Origin of the sequence: uncultured Roseobacter sp. (assembly GCF_947501835.1) — a bacterium.
Taxonomy (GTDB): Bacteria; Pseudomonadota; Alphaproteobacteria; order Rhodobacterales; family Rhodobacteraceae; genus Roseobacter.
In genome coordinates, this window is record NZ_CANMXR010000009.1 from 143,247 (window position 1) to 160,845 (window position 17,599).

Sequence of the window (17,599 nt, forward strand, 5' to 3'; positions counted from 1 at the left end):
GGTGCGCCCAAAACCAAAAGAATGGCGTGTGTGGCGCAGCCACACGCCGCTGGATCATAGATCAGCGCTTGGTGACGTCATGGCTGTAAATCCAATCGAATTGGCGCATCATCACCCCGGGCGCACAGCGGCTTGCAACTAACAAGCCGAGATGTGCCAAGGTTCTGAGCGGACCCGCCGGCAGGTGATATTTCCAGGCATTCCTGCCGGCGGCTGCAATCACTCGTGTCGCGCGGTCTTTGCGCAAGGCCTGATAACTTTCCTCTGGCTGATCTCCGGCCAGACATTCAGCCAGAACCCAGGCATCCTCCAGCGCCAGATTGGCCCCCTGCGCCAGAAACGGCAGCGTCGGGTGCGCAGCATCCCCCAGCAAGGCGACATTGCCAGAGGCCCATGTCTCCACCACAGGATGGCGAAAAAGACCCCATAGGTTCACCTCGGAAACCTGCTCCAGCAAGGGCGCGACCGGCCCCCCAAAATTGGAAAAGGCGCGGCGCAGGGCGTCGGGATCATCGGAATGATGCCATCCCTCCGCGGCCCAGACATCGCGCTCCTGCACGGCCACGATGTTCATCAGGCGACCACCGCTGATGGGATAGCTGACCAGATGACGCCCGGGGGCCATCGTGACCCGCGCCTCCGGTTTGGCGCCTTGAGTTGGCACCGTTGCGCGCCAGGCGACCTGTCCGGTAAACTGCGCTTCCGGGCCCGGCGATACCGTCTGGCGCCCAATGGAATGCACCCCATCTGCGCAGATCACCCGTTCCGCCCGCGCCGTGCGACCATCTGCAAATGTGACGCTTGGCAGATCGCCCTGCGTCACCGAAACAACCTTCTGACCTGTTTCCAAGGTCACATTTGCCTGCCGCGCGGCCTGCAGCAGGATCGAAATCAGTGCATGCCGGTGCACAAAGAGATAGCGTTGGTGCTGCAACCGGGTCAGATCCAGACGCGCAACCACGGCGCCCTGCTTGTAATCTGCCAGAACCACCGCCTGCGCGGTCACCGCACCGCTGCGCAACAGCGCGTCTTCCAAGCCCAGGGCCCGCAGCACCGCCAACCCGTTTGGGCTGATCTGCAAACCGGCCCCGACTTCCGCGATTTCCGACGCCTGTTCCAACAGGGTCACCGTGACCCCCTTGCGCGCCAGCGCCGTAGCGCAGGCCAATCCGCCGATCCCTGCCCCGATGACGATTGCGTTTCTGATCATCACGCCCCCTCAAAACAAAAGCGCCGAAGCCCGGGCTCCGACGCTTTTAAACTCATTTCGTCTCACGCGCGCGGGATCAATCGTCGCGGTGCACCTTTTCGCGGCGCTCATGACGCTCCTGCGCTTCAAGGCTCATCGTGGCGATGGGACGCGCGTCCAGGCGTTTCAACGAGATCGGCTCGCCCGTCACCGAGCAATAGCCAAATTCGCCTTCTTCGATGCGGCGCAGGGCACCGTCGATTTTGCTGACCAATTTGCGCTGACGGTCCCGGGTGCGCAGTTCCAGCGCCCGATCGGTTTCCTCGGAGGCGCGGTCCGCGACGTCAGGAATGTTGCGGGTCCCGTCTTGCAGACCCTCGATGGTGTCCCGGCTGCCTGCGAGAAGCTCGGACCGCCAGTTCAACAGTTTGCGTCGGAAATACTCAACTTGTCGTTCATTCATGAACGGTTCGTCCTCAGCCGGACGATAATCATCCGGCAGAAACAGTTCCTGTTTCATTTGCTTCCCCTCAACATGGCTAACGTCTGTCATTCGCTACTTGTCCTCAGGCCAAGTGCCCCCATGCGCCACGATCTACCCCACGTCCTTACAATTGTCACTACACAAAGCTGAAGAATTCCGGCTAAAAGCGAAACAAGATTTCATCGCGCAAAGGGTTGACACAAGAATGAAATTCCAGGGAACCGCCGAATACATCGCAACGGACGACCTGACGGTCGCGGTGAATGCCGCTGTCACGCTTGAGCGTCCGCTTTTGGTGAAGGGGGAGCCTGGAACGGGTAAAACCGAACTGGCGCGGCAGGTGAGCAAGGCGCTGGATCTGCCGATGATCGAGTGGAACATCAAATCGACCACGCGGGCGCAGCAGGGCCTTTATGAATACGACGCGGTCAGCCGGTTGCGCGACAGCCAGTTGGGTGACGAACGCGTGCACGACGTGAAAAACTACATCCGCAAGGGCAAGCTCTGGGAGGCCTTTGAGGCCGACCAAAAGGTGGTGCTGCTGATCGATGAGATCGACAAGGCGGACATCGAATTCCCCAACGATCTGCTGCAAGAACTCGATAAGATGGAATTCTTCGTCTACGAGACTGGTGAGACCATCAAGGCGCGGCACCGCCCCGTGGTGATCATCACATCAAACAATGAAAAGGAACTGCCCGACGCCTTTCTGCGCCGCTGCTTCTTTCACTACATCCGGTTTCCCGAGATCGAGACGCTGCGCCAGATTGTCGAGGTACATTTTCCGGGCATCAAGGATGCGCTGCTCACAACCGCTCTCACCCAATTCTATGAAATCCGCGAGCAGACCGGCCTGAAGAAAAAACCCTCCACCTCGGAAGTTCTGGATTGGCTCAAGCTGTTGCTGGCCGAAGATCTGAGCGCTGAAGACCTCAAGGCATCGGGCGCCAGCGCATTGCCGAAATTGCACGGTGCGCTGCTGAAAAACGAACAGGACGTGCACCTGTTTGAACGCCTGGCTTTTCTCGCACGCAGCGGTCGGTGACAGGCGCGCAGAACACCGCAGCGACCAAAAGCTTGCCTTAAGAGGTTTTTAACGACTAAGCTGAAGAAGATCCGCGGCGCAAAGATCGCGGGCAGAGGCATTTAGGCAGGCACTATAAGATGGCAAACCGTGTAAGCGTTGTCGTGCGTCCCATGCGGGCGTCTGACAAACCGCAGTGGTCAGAGATGTGGACGGCGTATCTCGCCTTTTACGAAACCACGCGTCCCGCAGAGATATTCGATCTTTATTTCAACAGGTTATTGGGGGATGATCCGCAGGATTTCAACTGTCTGGTCGCCGAAGTTGACGGCACGCTCGTTGGGCTGGCCCATTATGTTTACCACCGTCATGGCTGGTCGGAGGAAAACGTCTGCTACCTGCAGGACCTCTATGCGGACCCTGCCCTGCGCGGCAGAGGCGTTGGGCGCGCGCTGATCGAAGGGGTCTATGCGGCAGCCGATGCCGCTGGCGCCCCGGGCGTCTACTGGCTGACGCAAGACTTTAACGAAACCGCCCGCAAATTATACGATCGCATTGGCACCAAGACGCCCTTCATCAAATATACGCGCCAATGAAGCGCCGTTTGATTCTGCCCCTGATCATGGTGTTGAATGCCTGCGTGCCAATCTCGCAGGGTGGAATCCCGTCGCGCGCAGTGATCGCCGACAGCAGCCTGCCGCCGATGAAAACCTTCGGGCGCGCTGACATCCGACGCCCCGCAGTCGCAAATGCCGACCTTGTCCGGGATTTCATAGATCTCTCCTTTGAGATGGAAAGCGGTCGGCAGCTGCCGGTACTGACCAGGTTTGAAGGGCCGATCACCCTGCGTGTCACCGGCGCGCCGCCGCCCACATTGGAAGGCGATCTGAGCGCGCTCTTGATCCGGCTGCGCAATGAGGCGGGCATTGCCATCACCACCACCACTTCACCGGGCGCGAACATCACCATTCAGTCGGTGCCGCGCGCCGCGATTCGCCGGGTGCTGCCACAAGCGGCCTGTTTCGTGGCCCCGAACGTCAGTTCGTTGAGCGAATTCCGCGCCGCGCGTCGCAGTCCGCGCACCAATTGGGCCTTGCTGCAGACACGTGAGCGTCTCGCCATCATCGTGCCCAGCGATGTCAGCCCGCAGGAAGTGCGTGATTGTCTGCATGAAGAACTGGCACAGGCGCTTGGGCCGCTCAACGACCTCTACCGCTTGCCCAATTCCGTGTTCAACGATGACAATGTACATACGGTCCTGACCAATTTCGACATGCTGATCCTGCGGGCGACCTACGCGCCTGAGCTGAAGTCGGGTATGTCACGCGACGCGGTGGCCAGACGCCTGCCCGCGATCTTTGCGCGGATCAACCCCAGGGGTCAGACCGGGCCACGACCACGCCCCGACAGAACTCCGCAAGAGTGGAGCAGCGCCATTCAAACAGCCCTTGGCCCCGGGGCCAATCGCAGCACACGCCGACGGGCCACGGAAACCGCAGTGCGCATCGCCACCGCACGCGGCTGGACGGACAACCGCCGCGCCTTTGCCCATTATGCCAAGGCCCGATTGTTGCAGGCCGGCGACCCAGCAGCAGCGAAACGCGAATATACCATCGCTGATCGGTTTTACGCGCAGTCCTCTAGCACCCGATTGCACCGTGCCTATGTCGCTACGCAATTGGCGGCCTATGAGATTGCAGATGGCAATGCCGATCAAGCGCTGCGCCTCATTGATCCCAACATCGATATCGCGCGCACATCGCAGAATGCGGCCCTGCTGGCGACGCTGCAATTGCTGCGCGCCGAAGCCCTGAGCCTTGCAGGGCGCGACGATGCGGCACGCACCGTCAGACTGGACAGTCTGGGATGGGCGCGATACGGGTTCGGCGCGGATTGGGCGGTGCGGGCCAAGATACGCGAAATCTCCGCGCTCAACCCTTTAAAAACACCTGTCTGACCGGCGTTTGGCCTCACGCCTCGCCGCTGCGATATGAAGTACGAGGAAACGGATGATCGTCATAGCTGCTGCCATTCTGGGCGCAATTGTCGGGGGCGTCACCGCGGCGCGGCGCAAGGGCAACCGCAAGGATATCGCGCAATATGCGGCGGGCTATGCCATGGCATTCGTTGTTGTCGGCATGATTGTCACGGTGGTCGTGCACCGCATGATCGTATAACCTTCTCTCATGTTCCTGCCCTTTTTTGATGCGCTGCGAAGAAACGGACTGCCTGTCTCCCTGCGGGAGTTCCTGTCATTTCTCGAAGCCATGCAGGCAGGGCTGGCCACCTATGACATTGAGGCGTTTTACTATCTCGCGCGGGTGACCCTGGTCAAAGACGAACGCAACATCGACAAGTTCGACCGCGCTTTTGCCGCGGCCTTTTCCGGGTTGGAGAACATCACCGCGCAGGATGTGCTGGAGGCGGTGGAAATCCCTGGTGACTGGCTGCAGAAAATGGCCGAAAAACATCTCACAGAGGAAGAGCGCGCAGAAATCGAAGCTTTAGGTGGCTTTGATAAACTCATGGAAACACTGAAAAAACGCCTTGAGGAGCAAAAGGGTCGTCACCAGGGGGGCAACAAGTGGATTGGCACGGCAGGCACCTCGCCCTTCGGCGCTTATGGCTACAACCCCGAAGGCGTGCGGATCGGGCAGGATCGCTCGCGGCATCAACGCGCCACCAAGGTCTGGGACAAGCGCGAGTTCAAGAATCTCGACGACACGGTCGAGCTCGGCACCCGCAACATCAAGGTCGCGCTTAAACGCCTGCGCCGGTGGGCGCGCGACGGCGCCAATGAAGAGCTCGACCTGAATGGCACCATCCGCGCGACGGCGGAACACGGGTATCTTGATGTGAAAACCCGGCCCGAGCGGCGCAACGCGGTCAAGGTGCTGCTGTTTCTCGACGTCGGCGGGTCGATGGATCCACATGTGAAGGTGGTCGAAGAACTCTTTTCCGCCGCGCGCGCCGAATTCAAGCATATGGAATATTACTACTTCCACAATTGTCTCTACGAGGGCGTCTGGCGGGACAACCGCCGCCGCTGGGACGCGCAGATCCCCACACACGACGTGCTGCGCACCTACCGACCCGACTACAAGTGCATCTTTGTCGGGGACGCGTCGATGTCGCCCTATGAGGTTGCCTATCCGGGCGGCGCCTCTGAACATTGGAACGCAGAAAGCGGTGCCACCTGGCTGACCCGCGTGCGCGCGCAATGGCCCTCCACCCTCTGGATCAACCCGGTGCCGGAGAAATACTGGTCCTACACCCAGTCCATCGCGATGATACAGGAGGTCATCGGCGAAGACGCCATGGTGCCAATGACACTCGAAGGTCTGTCTCGGGGCATGCGCGCCCTGACCCGCTAGCGACCACGGCATCGCTTCTTCTGGCAAAAAATATCCCCGCCGGAGGCTCCCGAAACTTGCCCCGGGCGCCGCGCTGCCCATATTTAACACATGATAAAATTCACTCCGATCCTTCTGGCCATCCTCTATGGCCTCGCGATGTACAGGTTTTCCGCCTGGCGCACGGCCCGCGAACTCGACGCGCGCTCGACCGAATTGGCCGACGCCAAGCTCAAGGCGCTCATGGATCGCATGGCGGCAGCCCTTGATCTGCCGCGTATCCGCGTGAACATCTACGAGATCGATCCGGTGAACGGGCTGGCGGCCCCGGACGGACGCATTTTCATCACCCGCGGGTTTTACAACAAATTCCGATCCGGCGAGGTCACCGACGAAGAAATGGCCAGCGTCATCGCCCATGAAATGGGGCATGTGGCACTGGGCCACTCGCGCCGCCGGATGATCGATTTTTCGGGCCAGAATGCGCTGCGCACAGCGCTTGCGATGGTCCTGGGCCGCTTCATTCCAGGCGTTGGCGTCTGGATCGCAGGCATGCTCACCACGCTGCTCGCCGCCCGTCTGTCGCGGTCGGATGAATATGAGGCGGACGCCTATGCTGCCGCCCTTCTCACCAAAGCGGGCATTGGTCTCGCCCCGCAGATCAGCCTCTTTGAAAAGCTCGAATCTCTCACCCAGCAAAACGGCGGCACTGCACCGGCATGGTTGCTCAGCCACCCAAAAACCGATGACCGCATTGCGGCCCTGAAGGCGCTGGAAGCCAAATGGGTGGCGCCGGACTAGCCCGCTAGGATCGGGTCAGCGCCTTGGCCAGGCGTGGCAGACGCGCTTTTTTCAACAAGGCCCGCATTTCCCAATCGCGCCCGGACAACCGGCGCGCCTCGTCCAATACGCGTTCCGCGACCGCTGCAACCTGATGTGGCGTCTCCAGCCAAGTTTGTTGCAGCATCCTATCGGGATCAACACGCTGCACCCCCTCTTCGGCCAAGGTCCCCTTGGGAAAATCTTTTGCATTCAATGTCATGATTGCATCACTTGATGTGGCCACGGCAACGGCGAGGACGTGAATGTCATTTTCATCGGGCAGCCACAGACGTGCTTCAACATGCGGCACAGCGGGCACTTCCGCCTCGGGCCACGCCGCACGCAGCAGGGCGATTTCACTGCGTGCCTGTACCTCACCGGTCGGGCCAAGTTTGATTGCCGCGCGCGCCCATTCCTCGAGAATACGGGCGGACCAGACCGGTTGAAAAGCGCCCGTCCGCGCCACGCCCACAACCATTTCGCGCATGACTGTCGGATAGAGCACGCAGGCGTCGATGGTGATTTTCATGGCTCAGAGTTGGAAAAAGATGGATTTCAGATACCCGCTTTCCGCCAGCTGCGGCAGTTGCGGGTGATCTGGTCCGGCAAACCCGGTGTGGATCAGGGACGCCCGGCGCCCCGCCCGTCCAATTCCACGGACGCTCGCGGCACGAAAGGCGGCCAGATCGGCGGCATGTGAGCAGGAGCAGAGGCCAAGGACACCGTTTTCTGCCACCAAGGGGGCCGCCAATCGCGCGAGCCGCTCATAGGCGCGCAGGCCAGCCTCCAACGCAGGGCGCGCAGGGGCAAAGGCTGGTGGGTCGCAGATCACCACATCGAAAGTAGCTGCCTCCGCACGCAGGGCCGTCAGCACCTCAAAAGCGTCCCCTTGTCTCGTGGCAAAACGGTCCTGAACCTCCATCGCCCGCGCCCCGGCCTGGGCCAGCTCAAGCGCTTGTTGTGATCCATCCACCGCCAGTGCCTGTGCTGCACCGCCCGCAAGCGCTGCCAAAGAAAAGCCGCCAACATGGGAAAACACGTCCAACACCCTCGCGCCGCGCGACAGACCGGCGGCAAAGGCGTGATTGGGGCGCTGGTCGTAAAAAAGACCCGTTTTTTGCCCACCGGTCAGGCCGGCCATGTAGGTCGCCCCATTCATCGGCACAGGCACCGGCGCATCCGGCGCGGCGCCGATAAGGACCGCGTTGACGTCGTCCAGCCCTTCCAGCCCCCGCGTCCGGCCAGAGGCGTTTTTCAGCACGGTCTGGACACCGGTGACCGATTGCAGGGCTGCCGTGAGCGGCGCAAGCAGCCCTTCCGCCCAGGCCGCATTGGGCTGGACCACACAGATCGTGTCGAAGCGATCGATCACCACACCCGGCAGCCCGTCCGCTTCGGCATGGATCAGGCGGTAGAACGGCGCATCGAAGAGCCGCTCACGGGACGCCAACGCCTTGGCCAGACACACCTCGAACCAGCCCTGGTCGATCTGTGCGTCCGGGTTCGGGTCGAGCATGCGCGCGATGATCTTGGAGCGCGGATTGACCGCAACGACCCCCATGGGCGTGCGCGCATCATCCTGCAGCTGCGCCAATGCGCCGGGCGCCAAGGCCTTCGTGCGCCTGTCGGTGACCAACTCATTGGCATAGACCCAAGGGAACCCATGGCGAATGGCCCGGGCATTGGCCTTTGGTTTCAGGCGGACGACGGGCAGGTCGCTGGGAGCGGTGTCGGAATTGGAAAAGGGCGCTGTCATAGCGCCCTCCTCTAATCCGTTCTGCCGTGGGGTGAAAGATCAGAATGCGTTGTTGATCGCCTGCACCAGCCCCAGGCGCTGGTTGACGTAGCCTTGCGGGCTGGCCAACTCGGCCTGGATCACCTTCGCAAGATGGTCCGTGATGCGCACTTTCTGCGTCTGGCCCTGGCGTTCGGCTTCAATGGCCCGCTCTCCGCCAAACCCTTTGAGGTCTGCTTTGACGACGCGCGGGGCCCCGAAAAGCTGCCCGGTTTCCGCACTGCGCACAGACAGCTGGAAGGTGATCGAATGCACGCCGCCAATGGTATAGCGGGTTTTTTCGGTCAGCGCATGAAAGCGCAGGACTTCGATGTCGAGCACAACAGGCGTGCCCTTGGACATGCCAGCAGTGCCGCGCGCCATGGCGTCTTCAAAGATGGCCTTGACCTGTGCGTGGCGATCCCCTGCGGTATCCCCGCGCCAGACGATATCGCCCGAAGGATAGTAGCTGTTGGCTTCAGACACGATCAGAGTGCGCGGCACCGCCACGTTGATGGTGCTGACGTTGTAAGACTGGACAGCCGGATTGACGGAGGTGTCCAGCAGGTTCTGCTGTGTGGCACCTTCCACCGCCGGATTGGTAAACGGCGTGTTTCGGCTGGCGGTATCCGTTGTCGCGCAGCCTGCGACGATGGCTGCAAAAAACAAGGTCGCGATCAGTTTGGTCGATTTCATGATGGTTTCCTCGACGGGGGCGACTTCTGCACGCCTCGATGGGTTCGAGCAAAGATATAGAAATCAACTGGGGCTGAATTATGACGAATTTTAGGTAAAACTGACGATAATTCTGCGAAAGCTCTAATTTCTGGGTCGGGACCGCCAGCCGCCCCGTCGGCGCGGTGTGGCCATGCTGGCAAGGCCCTCGGTCATGACTTCCGTCATCGGATGATCCGGATGGTCGGTCCCATATTGACGCACCAGGACCTTGAGGACACGACCGGTATCCTGGCCGTCCGGCAGGCTCAGCGCCCAGTCCAGAAACACCGTCCGACACTCGCTTTTGGAAATGCCGTCAATGCGGTAGGCCTCCAGGATCAGGCCCTTTGGATCGTTTTCATCCCCTTTCATGGCGCACCAGTCTCGGGGTCCGGGAGGGCAAGGGCTGCGTCGAGGATGGCGGCGGAGCGGGTGTAGCAGGCGGTAAGCCGATCTTCGAGACATTGCATGGTTTCCTCCTCCAGCGCACGCAGCAGGAATGACCGACCTGCAGGCCCCAGCGTCTGAGCGTCCAGCGGCTTGTCGGACAGCAGGCGCGCCACCTGATGCACACGGGCATAAAATGCGTGCAGCTGCGTCAGTTCGCGCCCCTGTGCGTCATCCAAAAGCCCCGATGCGACAGCAGCCAGCAGGCCTGCCTCCGTCTGCCCACTGCTGTCGCCCTGCAACAACGCCCCCGCCTGCGCGAGCAGTTCGATCTCTTGCAGGCGGCCCGGTCCAATTTTCGCATCCCAAAGGCTGGTGGGCGGTTTCGCCGCCTGAATGCGCGCGCGCATCTGCGCCACCTCGGCGACCACGCCCGCTGTGATGCGCTGTAGCGCGATCACCTCCCGGCGGAACATCTCTACGTCCTCGGCCAGATCGGGCGGTCCGGCCACAACGGTCGCCCGGGTCAGCGCCAGATGCTCCCAGACCCAGGCCTCTTCGGCCTGATAGCTCTGGAATGACGCCCAGCTGGTGGCCACCGGACCCTGATTGCCCGAAGGTCGCAGGCGCATGTCGACCTCAAAGAGCCGCCCCTGCGCCATCGGGGCGGTCAGCGCCGTGATCAGCGCCTGGGTGAGGCGTGCATAATAAGGTCGGGTTGAGAGCGGTTTTTCACCCTCTGACATGTCGTGATCCAAGGGGTCGTAGATGACGATAAGATCGAGATCAGACCCCGCATTCAAGTGCCCTGCTCCCAACGAGCCCATGCCGAGCACCACCGCCCCGCGCCCCGGCGGCGGCCCATGGCGGCGGGCAAATTGGTCAATGACCAGAGGCCACAGCACGCTCAGGACCGCGCGGGCGATATCGGCATATTGCGTGGCGGCGGCTGCAGGGGTGATCAGACCGCGCAACAGATGCACACCGACCCGGAAGTGCCATTCCTTTGACCACCGGCGCGTTGCATCCAGACGCGCTTCATAATCCGCCTCCGCGTCCAATCGCTGGTGCAGCAGGCGTTCCAGACCCGACTGCCCCGGCCAGTCGGTGAAGAAATCACCGGCAATGACCGCATCGAACACCCCGGCATTGCGCGACAGATACTGCGCCAGTTCCGGGGAGGTGCCGGTCACGTCGATCAAAAGATCGGTCAGCTGCGGGTTGGCTTCCAGCAGCGAAAAGAGTTGCACCCCCGCGGGCAACCCTCTGAGAAAACCGTCGAAGGCCACGAGCGCTTCTTCCGGCCGCGAGGATTGCGCCAGGCGTGCCAGCAGGTCCGGCCTCAGACGTCGGAAGATTTCGCGGCTGCGCTCGCTGCGCAATGCAGGGTAGCTCAGCCAGCGTGTCAGCATCTCCTCATCCAGCAGATGGGGGGTGCGGTCCTGCGGTTGCGCTGGCGCGAAGAATCCTTCGGTCATCTCATGCACCGCAGCCAGCCGCTCGGAAAGGTCCGCCTTGAGATCCGCAACCTCGCAGTCCATCAGGCAGGCCAGCCGGTCGAAACCCGCGTCACTGTTGGGCAGGCTGTGGGTCTGCGCGTCCTGCACCATCTGCAAGCGGTGCTCCACCGTGCGATGCGCGGTGTAGTGGTCGGCCAATGTGTCGGCCATCTCTGTCTCCACCCAGCCCTTTTGGGCCAGAGCCTGCAGGCTTTCAAGGGTGCCACGGGTGCGCAGATCGGGGTCACGCCCCCCCGCAATCAACTGTCGTGTCTGCGTGAAAAACTCGATCTCGCGGATGCCCCCACGCCCCAGCTTCATGTTGTGCCCGGGCAAGGTGATCGGCCCGCCCAGGCCCTTATGCTCGCGAATGGCAAGGCGCATGTCATGGGCGTCCTGAATGGCGGCGAAATCGAGATGCTTGCGCCAGACGAAGGGAGAGAGATCACGCAGAAACCGATTGCCCGCAACGCTGTCACCGGCGGCCACGCGGGCCTTGATGTAGGCCGCGCGTTCCCAGGTTCGGCCAAGGCTTTCGTAATACCGCTCTGCGGCTTCCATCGCGATGCAGACCGGCGTGACCGCCGGATCGGGCCGCAGGCGCAAATCGGTGCGAAACACGTAGCCTTCCGCGGTCATTTCGCTCAGCGTGGCGGCCATCGCCCGTGTTGCCCGTACAAAACTGGCACGTGCATCGTGAAAATCCTCCGGATCGAAGCGGGTTTCATCAAAGAGGCAGATGAGATCGATGTCGGAGGAATAATTCAGCTCCCCCGCGCCCATCTTGCCCATGGCCAGAACGCACATGCCTGCGGCGTCCTCCAGATCGTCCTCGGTTTTGCCCGGCAGTTTGCCCCGTTTGATCTGCACCGCCAGCCCGACGCGCAAGGCTGAGTAACAGGCTGCATCCGCAAAATCGGTCAGCGCGCCCGTGACCTTGGCCAGAGGCCAGGCCCCGCCCAGATCCGCAAGCGCCGTCAGCAATGCCACACGGCGCTTTCCTCGCCGCAAAGCTCCGGCAATTCCCTCTGATGGCGCGGTGCGGGCGGCAGCGATTTCCGCAGCCAGCGCCGCCTCCGGTGTCTCCAGCGCCTCTGGCACCCACGTGGCCTCCTTGGTGATCAGTCCGGCAAGATAGGGGCTGGATCCGGCCGTTCCGCGGATCAGGTCAACGCTCTCCTTTTGCAGGGTCGGCAGGGAGGCCACCGCTTCAGCACCGCGTTCCGGATCATGAGCGCGTGGACAGCGCGTGAGCATTTCGACCAGTGTCATAGCAGTGTTCTCGCCCCTGGGATACCCAAGGTCAATGGGCGTTGGAGGGTCTCGGGCCGTTGAATCGCCAATATCAGTCGCTAAATCAGCTTCCGTTTATGGCGGCCTAATATTCTGAATTAAAACACTTTAAAAGATTAATGTAAAAAACATTCACATAAAGCCTTGCAAGTTGGGCGAGAAGTGCCAATCTATTCAATGTGAAAGACATTCACATACCCGGACACCTCCGGCCCCGCAAACCCAAACTGAAAGGCACAACAATGACGACCGTCACACAAACCAGTCCCCTGACCAGCCGACCAGGGTGGTTCACCCGCGCTGAACAATGGCTCGACTCCAAAGGCAAGGGCGCGTGGATTGCCGCGATGGTCCTTGGCTTTGTCTTCTTCTGGCCCATTGGTCTCGCCCTTCTCTTTTACATGATCTGGAGCAAACGCATGTTCACATCCTGCAGCCGCAAATCCACTTCGATGCGCACCGGCATGAGCGCCATGCGCCCCAGCGGCAACAGCGCCTTTGACGCCTACAAAGCCGACACCCTGCGCCGCCTGGAAGACGAACAGCAACAGTTCGAAGCCTTCCTGGAGCGTCTGCGCGAGGCAAAAGACAAAGCGGAGTTCGACCAATTCATGAACGACCGCGCCGAAAAAGCAGACAACGGCACCGCCGAGGCCTAAAAGACCTGTGCCGGGGAATGTCCCCGGCACGTCACCCATTGCACCAAAGTAGATCATCATGACCGCCACGCCCGACCCCCACAGCCAACCGGATTTTTACAAGGACGTGCCCTTCAAGCGCCTGATCGCCTGGGGCATTGACGCGGTTCTGACTTTCCTTGCCTGCCTTGTGATCCTGCCGTTCACGGCTTTCACCGGCATCTTCTTCTTTCCCCTGCTCTTTCTGATCGTTGGATTCGTCTACCGGATGATCACGCTGGCGAATGGATCGGCGACCTGGGGCATGCGCCTCTTTGCCATTGAATTGCGCGAGGCAGATGGGGCCCGGCTCGACGCAGGCAGCGCTTTTGCCCATACCTTTGGCTACACCATCAGCTGGGCTTTCTTCCCCTTGCAACTGATTTCGATTGTGCTGATGGCGGTCACGGAACGTGGCCAGGGCCTGAGCGATCACGTGCTCGGTACGGTGATGGTCAACCGTCGCGCAAGCTAGCGTTAACACAGCGGAAACTACGTCTTGGCGGCTGGCGTCTGTCTTGTTATCCTGTTTCGGATAACCTCTGGAATCTCATGCGCCATACGCTGCCCATCGCTCCGCAGTTCTATGTCACTGCCCCTCAGCCGTGCCCCTATTTGGACGGGCGCATGGAGCGTAAGCTGTTTACCGCGTTGCAGGGCGAGAACGCGGATAAGCTGAACGACAGCCTGTCCCAACAGGGCTTCCGCCGGTCCCAGAATGTGCTCTACCGGCCCTCATGTGCTGAGTGTTCCGCCTGCCTCAGCGCCCGCATTGATGTCAGTGCCTTCACCGCCTCGCGCAGCCAGCGCCGGACGATGAACCGCAATGACGATCTGGATCGCCGGGCCACTTCGCCCTGGGCCTCCGAGGAGCAATACGAGCTCTTTCGCACCTATCTCGACAGTCGCCACGCCGAGGGCGGCATGGCGGATATGGATGTGTTCGAATTCGCCGCAATGATCGAGGAAACGCCCATCCGCAGCCGCGTGGTCGAATACACCGACCGAAACAGCAACGCGCTGATTGGGGTGAGCCTGACGGATGTCCTGTCTGACGGGTTGAGCATGGTCTATTCCTTCTACGCACCCGATGATCCCAAACGGTCGCTGGGCACCTACATGATCCTCGATCACATCAAGATCGCACAGGAAGCGGACTTGCCTTACGTCTATCTCGGCTACTGGGTCCCGGGCAGCCAGAAGATGGGCTACAAGGCCAAGTTTTCCGGGCTTGAGGTCTATGTCGGCGGGAGCTGGCAGAAAATGAAAAGCCCCGATGATTTCAGCGCCGATACGCATCCGCTGTCCACCGATCCGATTGTCGAACAGGTGGCCAACATTCACCTGCCTGATACACGTCCGACCAAGTAGGCGCGTGCCCGCTTTGCCGATGAATTAGGCGCCGGGGTCAAATCTGTTTTCCCGCCATTGTGCCTATGTCTTTTGCCCTCCGTTTCGCCGGGTCTTCTGATAGTTTGGAAAAGGTCAGGAGGTACGGGATATGGCGAAAACGACAACTCACCTTGGCGGATGCCTTTGCGGCGCCATTCGGTTTGAGGCGCAGGCCCCGGCCCTGAAGCCTCATACCTGCTCGTGCAAAATCTGTCAGCGGCACAGCGGCGCGCTCACCGCGGTCTGGGTCGAATTTCCGAAGGAGGCCGTGACCTGGACAGGCACGGGTGGCCTGCCCGCGACCTATCGATCCTCAGACTACTCCAGCCGCGCGTTCTGCCCGACCTGTGGCAGTACCCTGGGCGCGATTGATGATGACCCGGTGGTTGCGCTGCTGGTCGGCACCTTTGACAAGGCCAACCGCAAAGACCTGATGCCGCTGGCCCATTCCTACAAGGGCGGACGCCCCAAGTGGTGGCACATTGACGTGGGCGCAAAATAGGCCGCGCTTTTCTGACATAACCCCTGTTGCTTGCTGGTCCGCGCCGCCGATGGTCAGCCGCGAAAAAGGGGGCACGTGGCACCCTTCTCTTCCCTCATGTCTCGACATATCAGATCAGTTCGGGATCAGATCCGGAACAATCGTCACAATACTCGGGAAGGTCCATAGGAGCGCCAGTCCCGCCACCTGGATTAGCACGAAGGGGATGATCCCGCGGTAGATATGACCCGTCGTCACTTCACGGGGCGCAACCCCGCGCAGGTAGAAGAGCGCAAAGCCAAAGGGCGGCGTCAGGAAGGACGTCTGCAGGTTCACCGCGATCATGATGGTGACCCATTTGGGGTCAAAGGTGCCGCCGTAGATGACCGGCCCGACGATGGGGATAACGATGTAGATGATCTCCAGGAAATCGAGCACAAAGCCCAGCACGAAGAGCACCAGCATCACGATCAGGAAAACGGTGAATTCATTGTCAAAGGACTTCAGGAACTGCTGGATGTAGTGTTCACCGCCAAAGGAGATCACCACCAGGTTCAGCAGTTGCGAACCGATCAGGATGGTGAAGACCATGCTGGTCACCTTCGCCGTTTCCCGCACCACCGGGCTCAGCACGCCGGAGGTATAGAGGATCCAGCAGGAGAAGATCAGACCAAAGAGCGCGTAGAGGTACGCGGCATAGGCGACAAAGAAGGCAAACCAGCTTTGGAAGCCGACCGCACCGGTGTTGATGCGCAGGTCGAAATTGATGCCCACCAGGATGCAGACGATGATCGCCAGCGTCGACCAGATGATCACCTTGGGGGAGCGGTCCTGATCTTTCAGCTTGCGGTAGGCTGCAAGCATGATCGCCCCACCGGCCCCGAGGGCGGCGGCAGGCGTCGGGTTGGTGATCCCGCCAAGGATCGAGCCCAGCACCGCGACGATAAGCACCAACGGTGGAAAGACCACGCGGATCAGCTCATTCGTGGCGCAGATCTTCGTGGCGTGCACCACACCATACATCAGCGCCGCAAAAGGCAGCGCCATCAGGGCAACCATGGCCCCGGATGATGTGGCCGGGCCGATGAGGATGATATCGACAAGGATCATCAACACCGCCCCCACGGCCCCGATCAGCAAGGGCTGCGCCGGGCTGGAGGGCGACACGCCCCGCGCCGTGGTCAGGAACAGCGATGTCAGCACCAGAATGATGGCGATCCCTGTTCCGATTGGGGCCGCATTGGCGATCTTGTCCGCCCTGGCCTGCGCCAGTTCTTCCTCGCTCAGGCGTTCGGATTGCTGGATGCCGCCAGCATCATTGATGGCCGTCTGCTGCGCCACCGCTGCGTCCCAGGCGGATTGCCCGTGGAGCTCAATCATCGAGGCCTGACATTCCGCACTCACGTTGGTGCGCAGCGCGGCGCCTTCACCGATATCGGAATAGCGCGACACATTGGTGGACTGATCCCCGATGACGCCGAGATTGCCCAGCAGCACCGCGCCGACGATGATCGCCAAAGGCGCGCCTAGGAACCATGTGAACGCTTCATTGCGGGTGACGGGTTCGGCATTGGTGCTGCCCATCGGCACCGCGGGCGCCTTGTCCGGGTTCAGCAGCGCAAAGCCAAAGGCGTAAAGCGCATAGAGCAGCGCCAGCATGATGCCCGGCAAAAGGGCGGCCTGAAAGAGCGTCCCCACCGACAGAACCGCAGGCTCGCCCAGATAGGTCAGCGCGTCGGTACAGCCCTGCGTCACCGCGCGTTTTTCCTGCGCGGCGGAATAGAGGTCGCCCGCAAGCGTGCCCAGCAGAACGATCACGATGGAGGGCGGAATGATCTGCCCCAGCGTTCCCGAGGCCGCGATGACCCCGGTCGACAGCTCCGGCGAATAGCCATTGCGCAACATGGTCGGCAGCGCCAGCAGGCCCATCGTTACCACGGTGGCGCCGACGATCCCGGTGGAGGCCGCAAGAAACGCACCCACAACCACGATGGAGACGGCCAGACCGCCGGGCAGCGGGCCAAAGACGCGTGCCATGGTGGTCAGCAGATCGTTGGCGATCTTCGAGCGTTCCAGCGTGATGCCCATCAGCACGAACATCAGCACCGCCAGCAGGGTCTCGATGGACTGGCCCGCCAGCACCCGTTCGTTCATCCGGTTCACAACAAAGGAGACGTTGCGGTCCAGGGCGACTTCCCAGCCTCTGGGGAAAACGGGCTCCTCGATCCGCGGTAAATCGGGGTATCGGAAGACCGATATCGTATCGGCCTTGACGCCGGAATTCACCAGATCGCGGTAGACCGCGCTGCCGGTGTCAATGGCCTGGTGGATCAGCAGCCCCGCACTGTCGAGGGCGGCGATGATCCCGAAGGAGATGATCCCTGCCCCGGCGATGGCGAAAGCCACCGGAAAGCCGGACAGAATACCGCCAAAAAGGCAGATGAAAACGATGATCAGGCCAACTTCTACGCCGTCTAGACCGAAAAACATGGGCTTAGTCCCCTCAT

Annotated in this window: 18 protein-coding genes; 10 read left to right on the forward strand and 8 right to left on the reverse strand. The window is 61.2% G+C overall.

Annotated elements, in window-relative coordinates:
- Positions 1-61: 61 nt before the first annotated feature.
- Positions 62-1,210 carry an FAD-dependent monooxygenase gene (locus Q1A20_RS18680; RefSeq protein ID WP_299409416.1) on the reverse strand — a complete coding sequence of 383 codons (1,149 nt, stop codon included), beginning with the start codon at positions 1,208-1,210 and terminating at the stop codon, positions 62-64.
- A 76-nt stretch (positions 1,211-1,286) separates the two neighbouring features.
- Positions 1,287-1,709, reverse strand: coding sequence for an RNA polymerase-binding protein DksA (dksA, locus tag Q1A20_RS18685; protein ID WP_298975960.1), 423 nt, complete (start codon positions 1,707-1,709; stop codon positions 1,287-1,289).
- Between the two features lie 169 nt (positions 1,710-1,878).
- Between dksA and Q1A20_RS18690 the strand changes: the two genes are divergently transcribed.
- The 6 genes from Q1A20_RS18690 (at position 1,879) to Q1A20_RS18715 (ending at position 6,851) form a co-directional block, all read left to right on the forward strand.
- The gene (locus Q1A20_RS18690) at positions 1,879-2,718 is read left to right on the forward strand and encodes a MoxR family ATPase (protein WP_298975963.1); all 840 of its coding nucleotides are present in this window, start codon (positions 1,879-1,881) and stop codon (positions 2,716-2,718) included.
- Between the two features lie 119 nt (positions 2,719-2,837).
- On the forward strand, positions 2,838-3,293 hold the full coding sequence (locus tag Q1A20_RS18695; RefSeq protein WP_299409420.1) for a GNAT family N-acetyltransferase: 456 nt from the start codon (positions 2,838-2,840) through the stop codon (positions 3,291-3,293).
- On the forward strand, positions 3,290-4,654 hold the full coding sequence (locus Q1A20_RS18700; RefSeq protein ID WP_299409423.1) for a DUF2927 domain-containing protein: 1,365 nt from the start codon (positions 3,290-3,292) through the stop codon (positions 4,652-4,654). The genes Q1A20_RS18695 and Q1A20_RS18700 overlap by 4 nt, the downstream gene beginning before the upstream one ends.
- Positions 4,655-4,706: 52 nt before the next feature.
- Positions 4,707-4,874, forward strand: a complete 168-nt coding sequence (locus Q1A20_RS18705) for an apolipoprotein acyltransferase (protein WP_299409426.1) — start codon at positions 4,707-4,709, stop codon at positions 4,872-4,874.
- A gap of 9 nt (positions 4,875-4,883) precedes the next feature.
- Positions 4,884-6,071 carry a VWA domain-containing protein gene (locus Q1A20_RS18710; RefSeq protein ID WP_299409429.1) on the forward strand — a complete coding sequence of 396 codons (1,188 nt, stop codon included), beginning with the start codon at positions 4,884-4,886 and terminating at the stop codon, positions 6,069-6,071.
- Positions 6,072-6,161: 90 nt separating this feature from the next.
- On the forward strand, positions 6,162-6,851 hold the full coding sequence (locus Q1A20_RS18715) for a M48 family metallopeptidase (protein WP_299409431.1): 690 nt from the start codon (positions 6,162-6,164) through the stop codon (positions 6,849-6,851).
- Positions 6,852-6,855: 4 nt separating this feature from the next.
- On the opposite strand, the gene Q1A20_RS18720 is transcribed toward Q1A20_RS18715, so the two are convergent.
- The 5 genes from Q1A20_RS18720 to Q1A20_RS18740 form a co-directional block, all read right to left on the reverse strand.
- A complete protein-coding gene (locus Q1A20_RS18720) occupies positions 6,856-7,401 on the reverse strand; it encodes an RSP_2648 family PIN domain-containing protein (RefSeq protein ID WP_299409434.1) in 546 nt (181 codons plus the stop codon).
- A 3-nt stretch (positions 7,402-7,404) separates the two neighbouring features.
- Complete coding sequence (locus Q1A20_RS18725) at positions 7,405-8,628, reverse strand: RSP_2647 family RNA methyltransferase (protein WP_299409437.1); 1,224 nt, start codon at positions 8,626-8,628, stop codon at positions 7,405-7,407.
- 39 nt (positions 8,629-8,667) lie between these two features.
- Complete coding sequence (locus Q1A20_RS18730) at positions 8,668-9,342, reverse strand: DUF6778 family protein (protein ID WP_299409439.1); 675 nt, start codon at positions 9,340-9,342, stop codon at positions 8,668-8,670.
- 123 nt (positions 9,343-9,465) lie between these two features.
- Entirely contained in the window at positions 9,466-9,735 is a 270-nt protein-coding gene (locus tag Q1A20_RS18735; RefSeq protein ID WP_298975976.1) for a hypothetical protein, read from the reverse strand.
- Positions 9,732-12,521 carry a glutamine-synthetase adenylyltransferase gene (locus Q1A20_RS18740; protein ID WP_299918098.1) on the reverse strand — a complete coding sequence of 930 codons (2,790 nt, stop codon included), beginning with the start codon at positions 12,519-12,521 and terminating at the stop codon, positions 9,732-9,734. Before Q1A20_RS18740 ends, Q1A20_RS18735 begins: the two co-directional genes overlap by 4 nt.
- A 263-nt stretch (positions 12,522-12,784) precedes the next feature.
- On the opposite strand from Q1A20_RS18740, the gene Q1A20_RS18745 reads away from it, so the two are divergent.
- The 4 genes from Q1A20_RS18745 to Q1A20_RS18760 all read left to right on the forward strand — a co-directional run bounded on the left by Q1A20_RS18745 (position 12,785) and on the right by Q1A20_RS18760 (position 15,113).
- Positions 12,785-13,201, forward strand: a complete 417-nt coding sequence (locus Q1A20_RS18745) for a DUF2852 domain-containing protein (protein ID WP_299918099.1) — start codon at positions 12,785-12,787, stop codon at positions 13,199-13,201.
- Positions 13,202-13,259: 58 nt separating this feature from the next.
- The gene (locus tag Q1A20_RS18750; protein WP_299918100.1) at positions 13,260-13,694 is read left to right on the forward strand and encodes an RDD family protein; all 435 of its coding nucleotides are present in this window, start codon (positions 13,260-13,262) and stop codon (positions 13,692-13,694) included.
- Between the two features lie 77 nt (positions 13,695-13,771).
- On the forward strand, positions 13,772-14,590 hold the full coding sequence (locus tag Q1A20_RS18755) for an arginyltransferase (protein ID WP_299918101.1): 819 nt from the start codon (positions 13,772-13,774) through the stop codon (positions 14,588-14,590).
- Between the two features lie 130 nt (positions 14,591-14,720).
- The gene (locus Q1A20_RS18760; protein ID WP_299918102.1) at positions 14,721-15,113 is read left to right on the forward strand and encodes a GFA family protein; all 393 of its coding nucleotides are present in this window, start codon (positions 14,721-14,723) and stop codon (positions 15,111-15,113) included.
- A 114-nt stretch (positions 15,114-15,227) separates the two neighbouring features.
- Here Q1A20_RS18760 and Q1A20_RS18765 read toward each other — a convergent pair whose 3' ends face one another.
- Entirely contained in the window at positions 15,228-17,582 is a 2,355-nt protein-coding gene (locus Q1A20_RS18765; RefSeq protein ID WP_298975983.1) for a TRAP transporter large permease subunit, read from the reverse strand.
- Positions 17,583-17,599 lie beyond the last annotated feature (17 nt).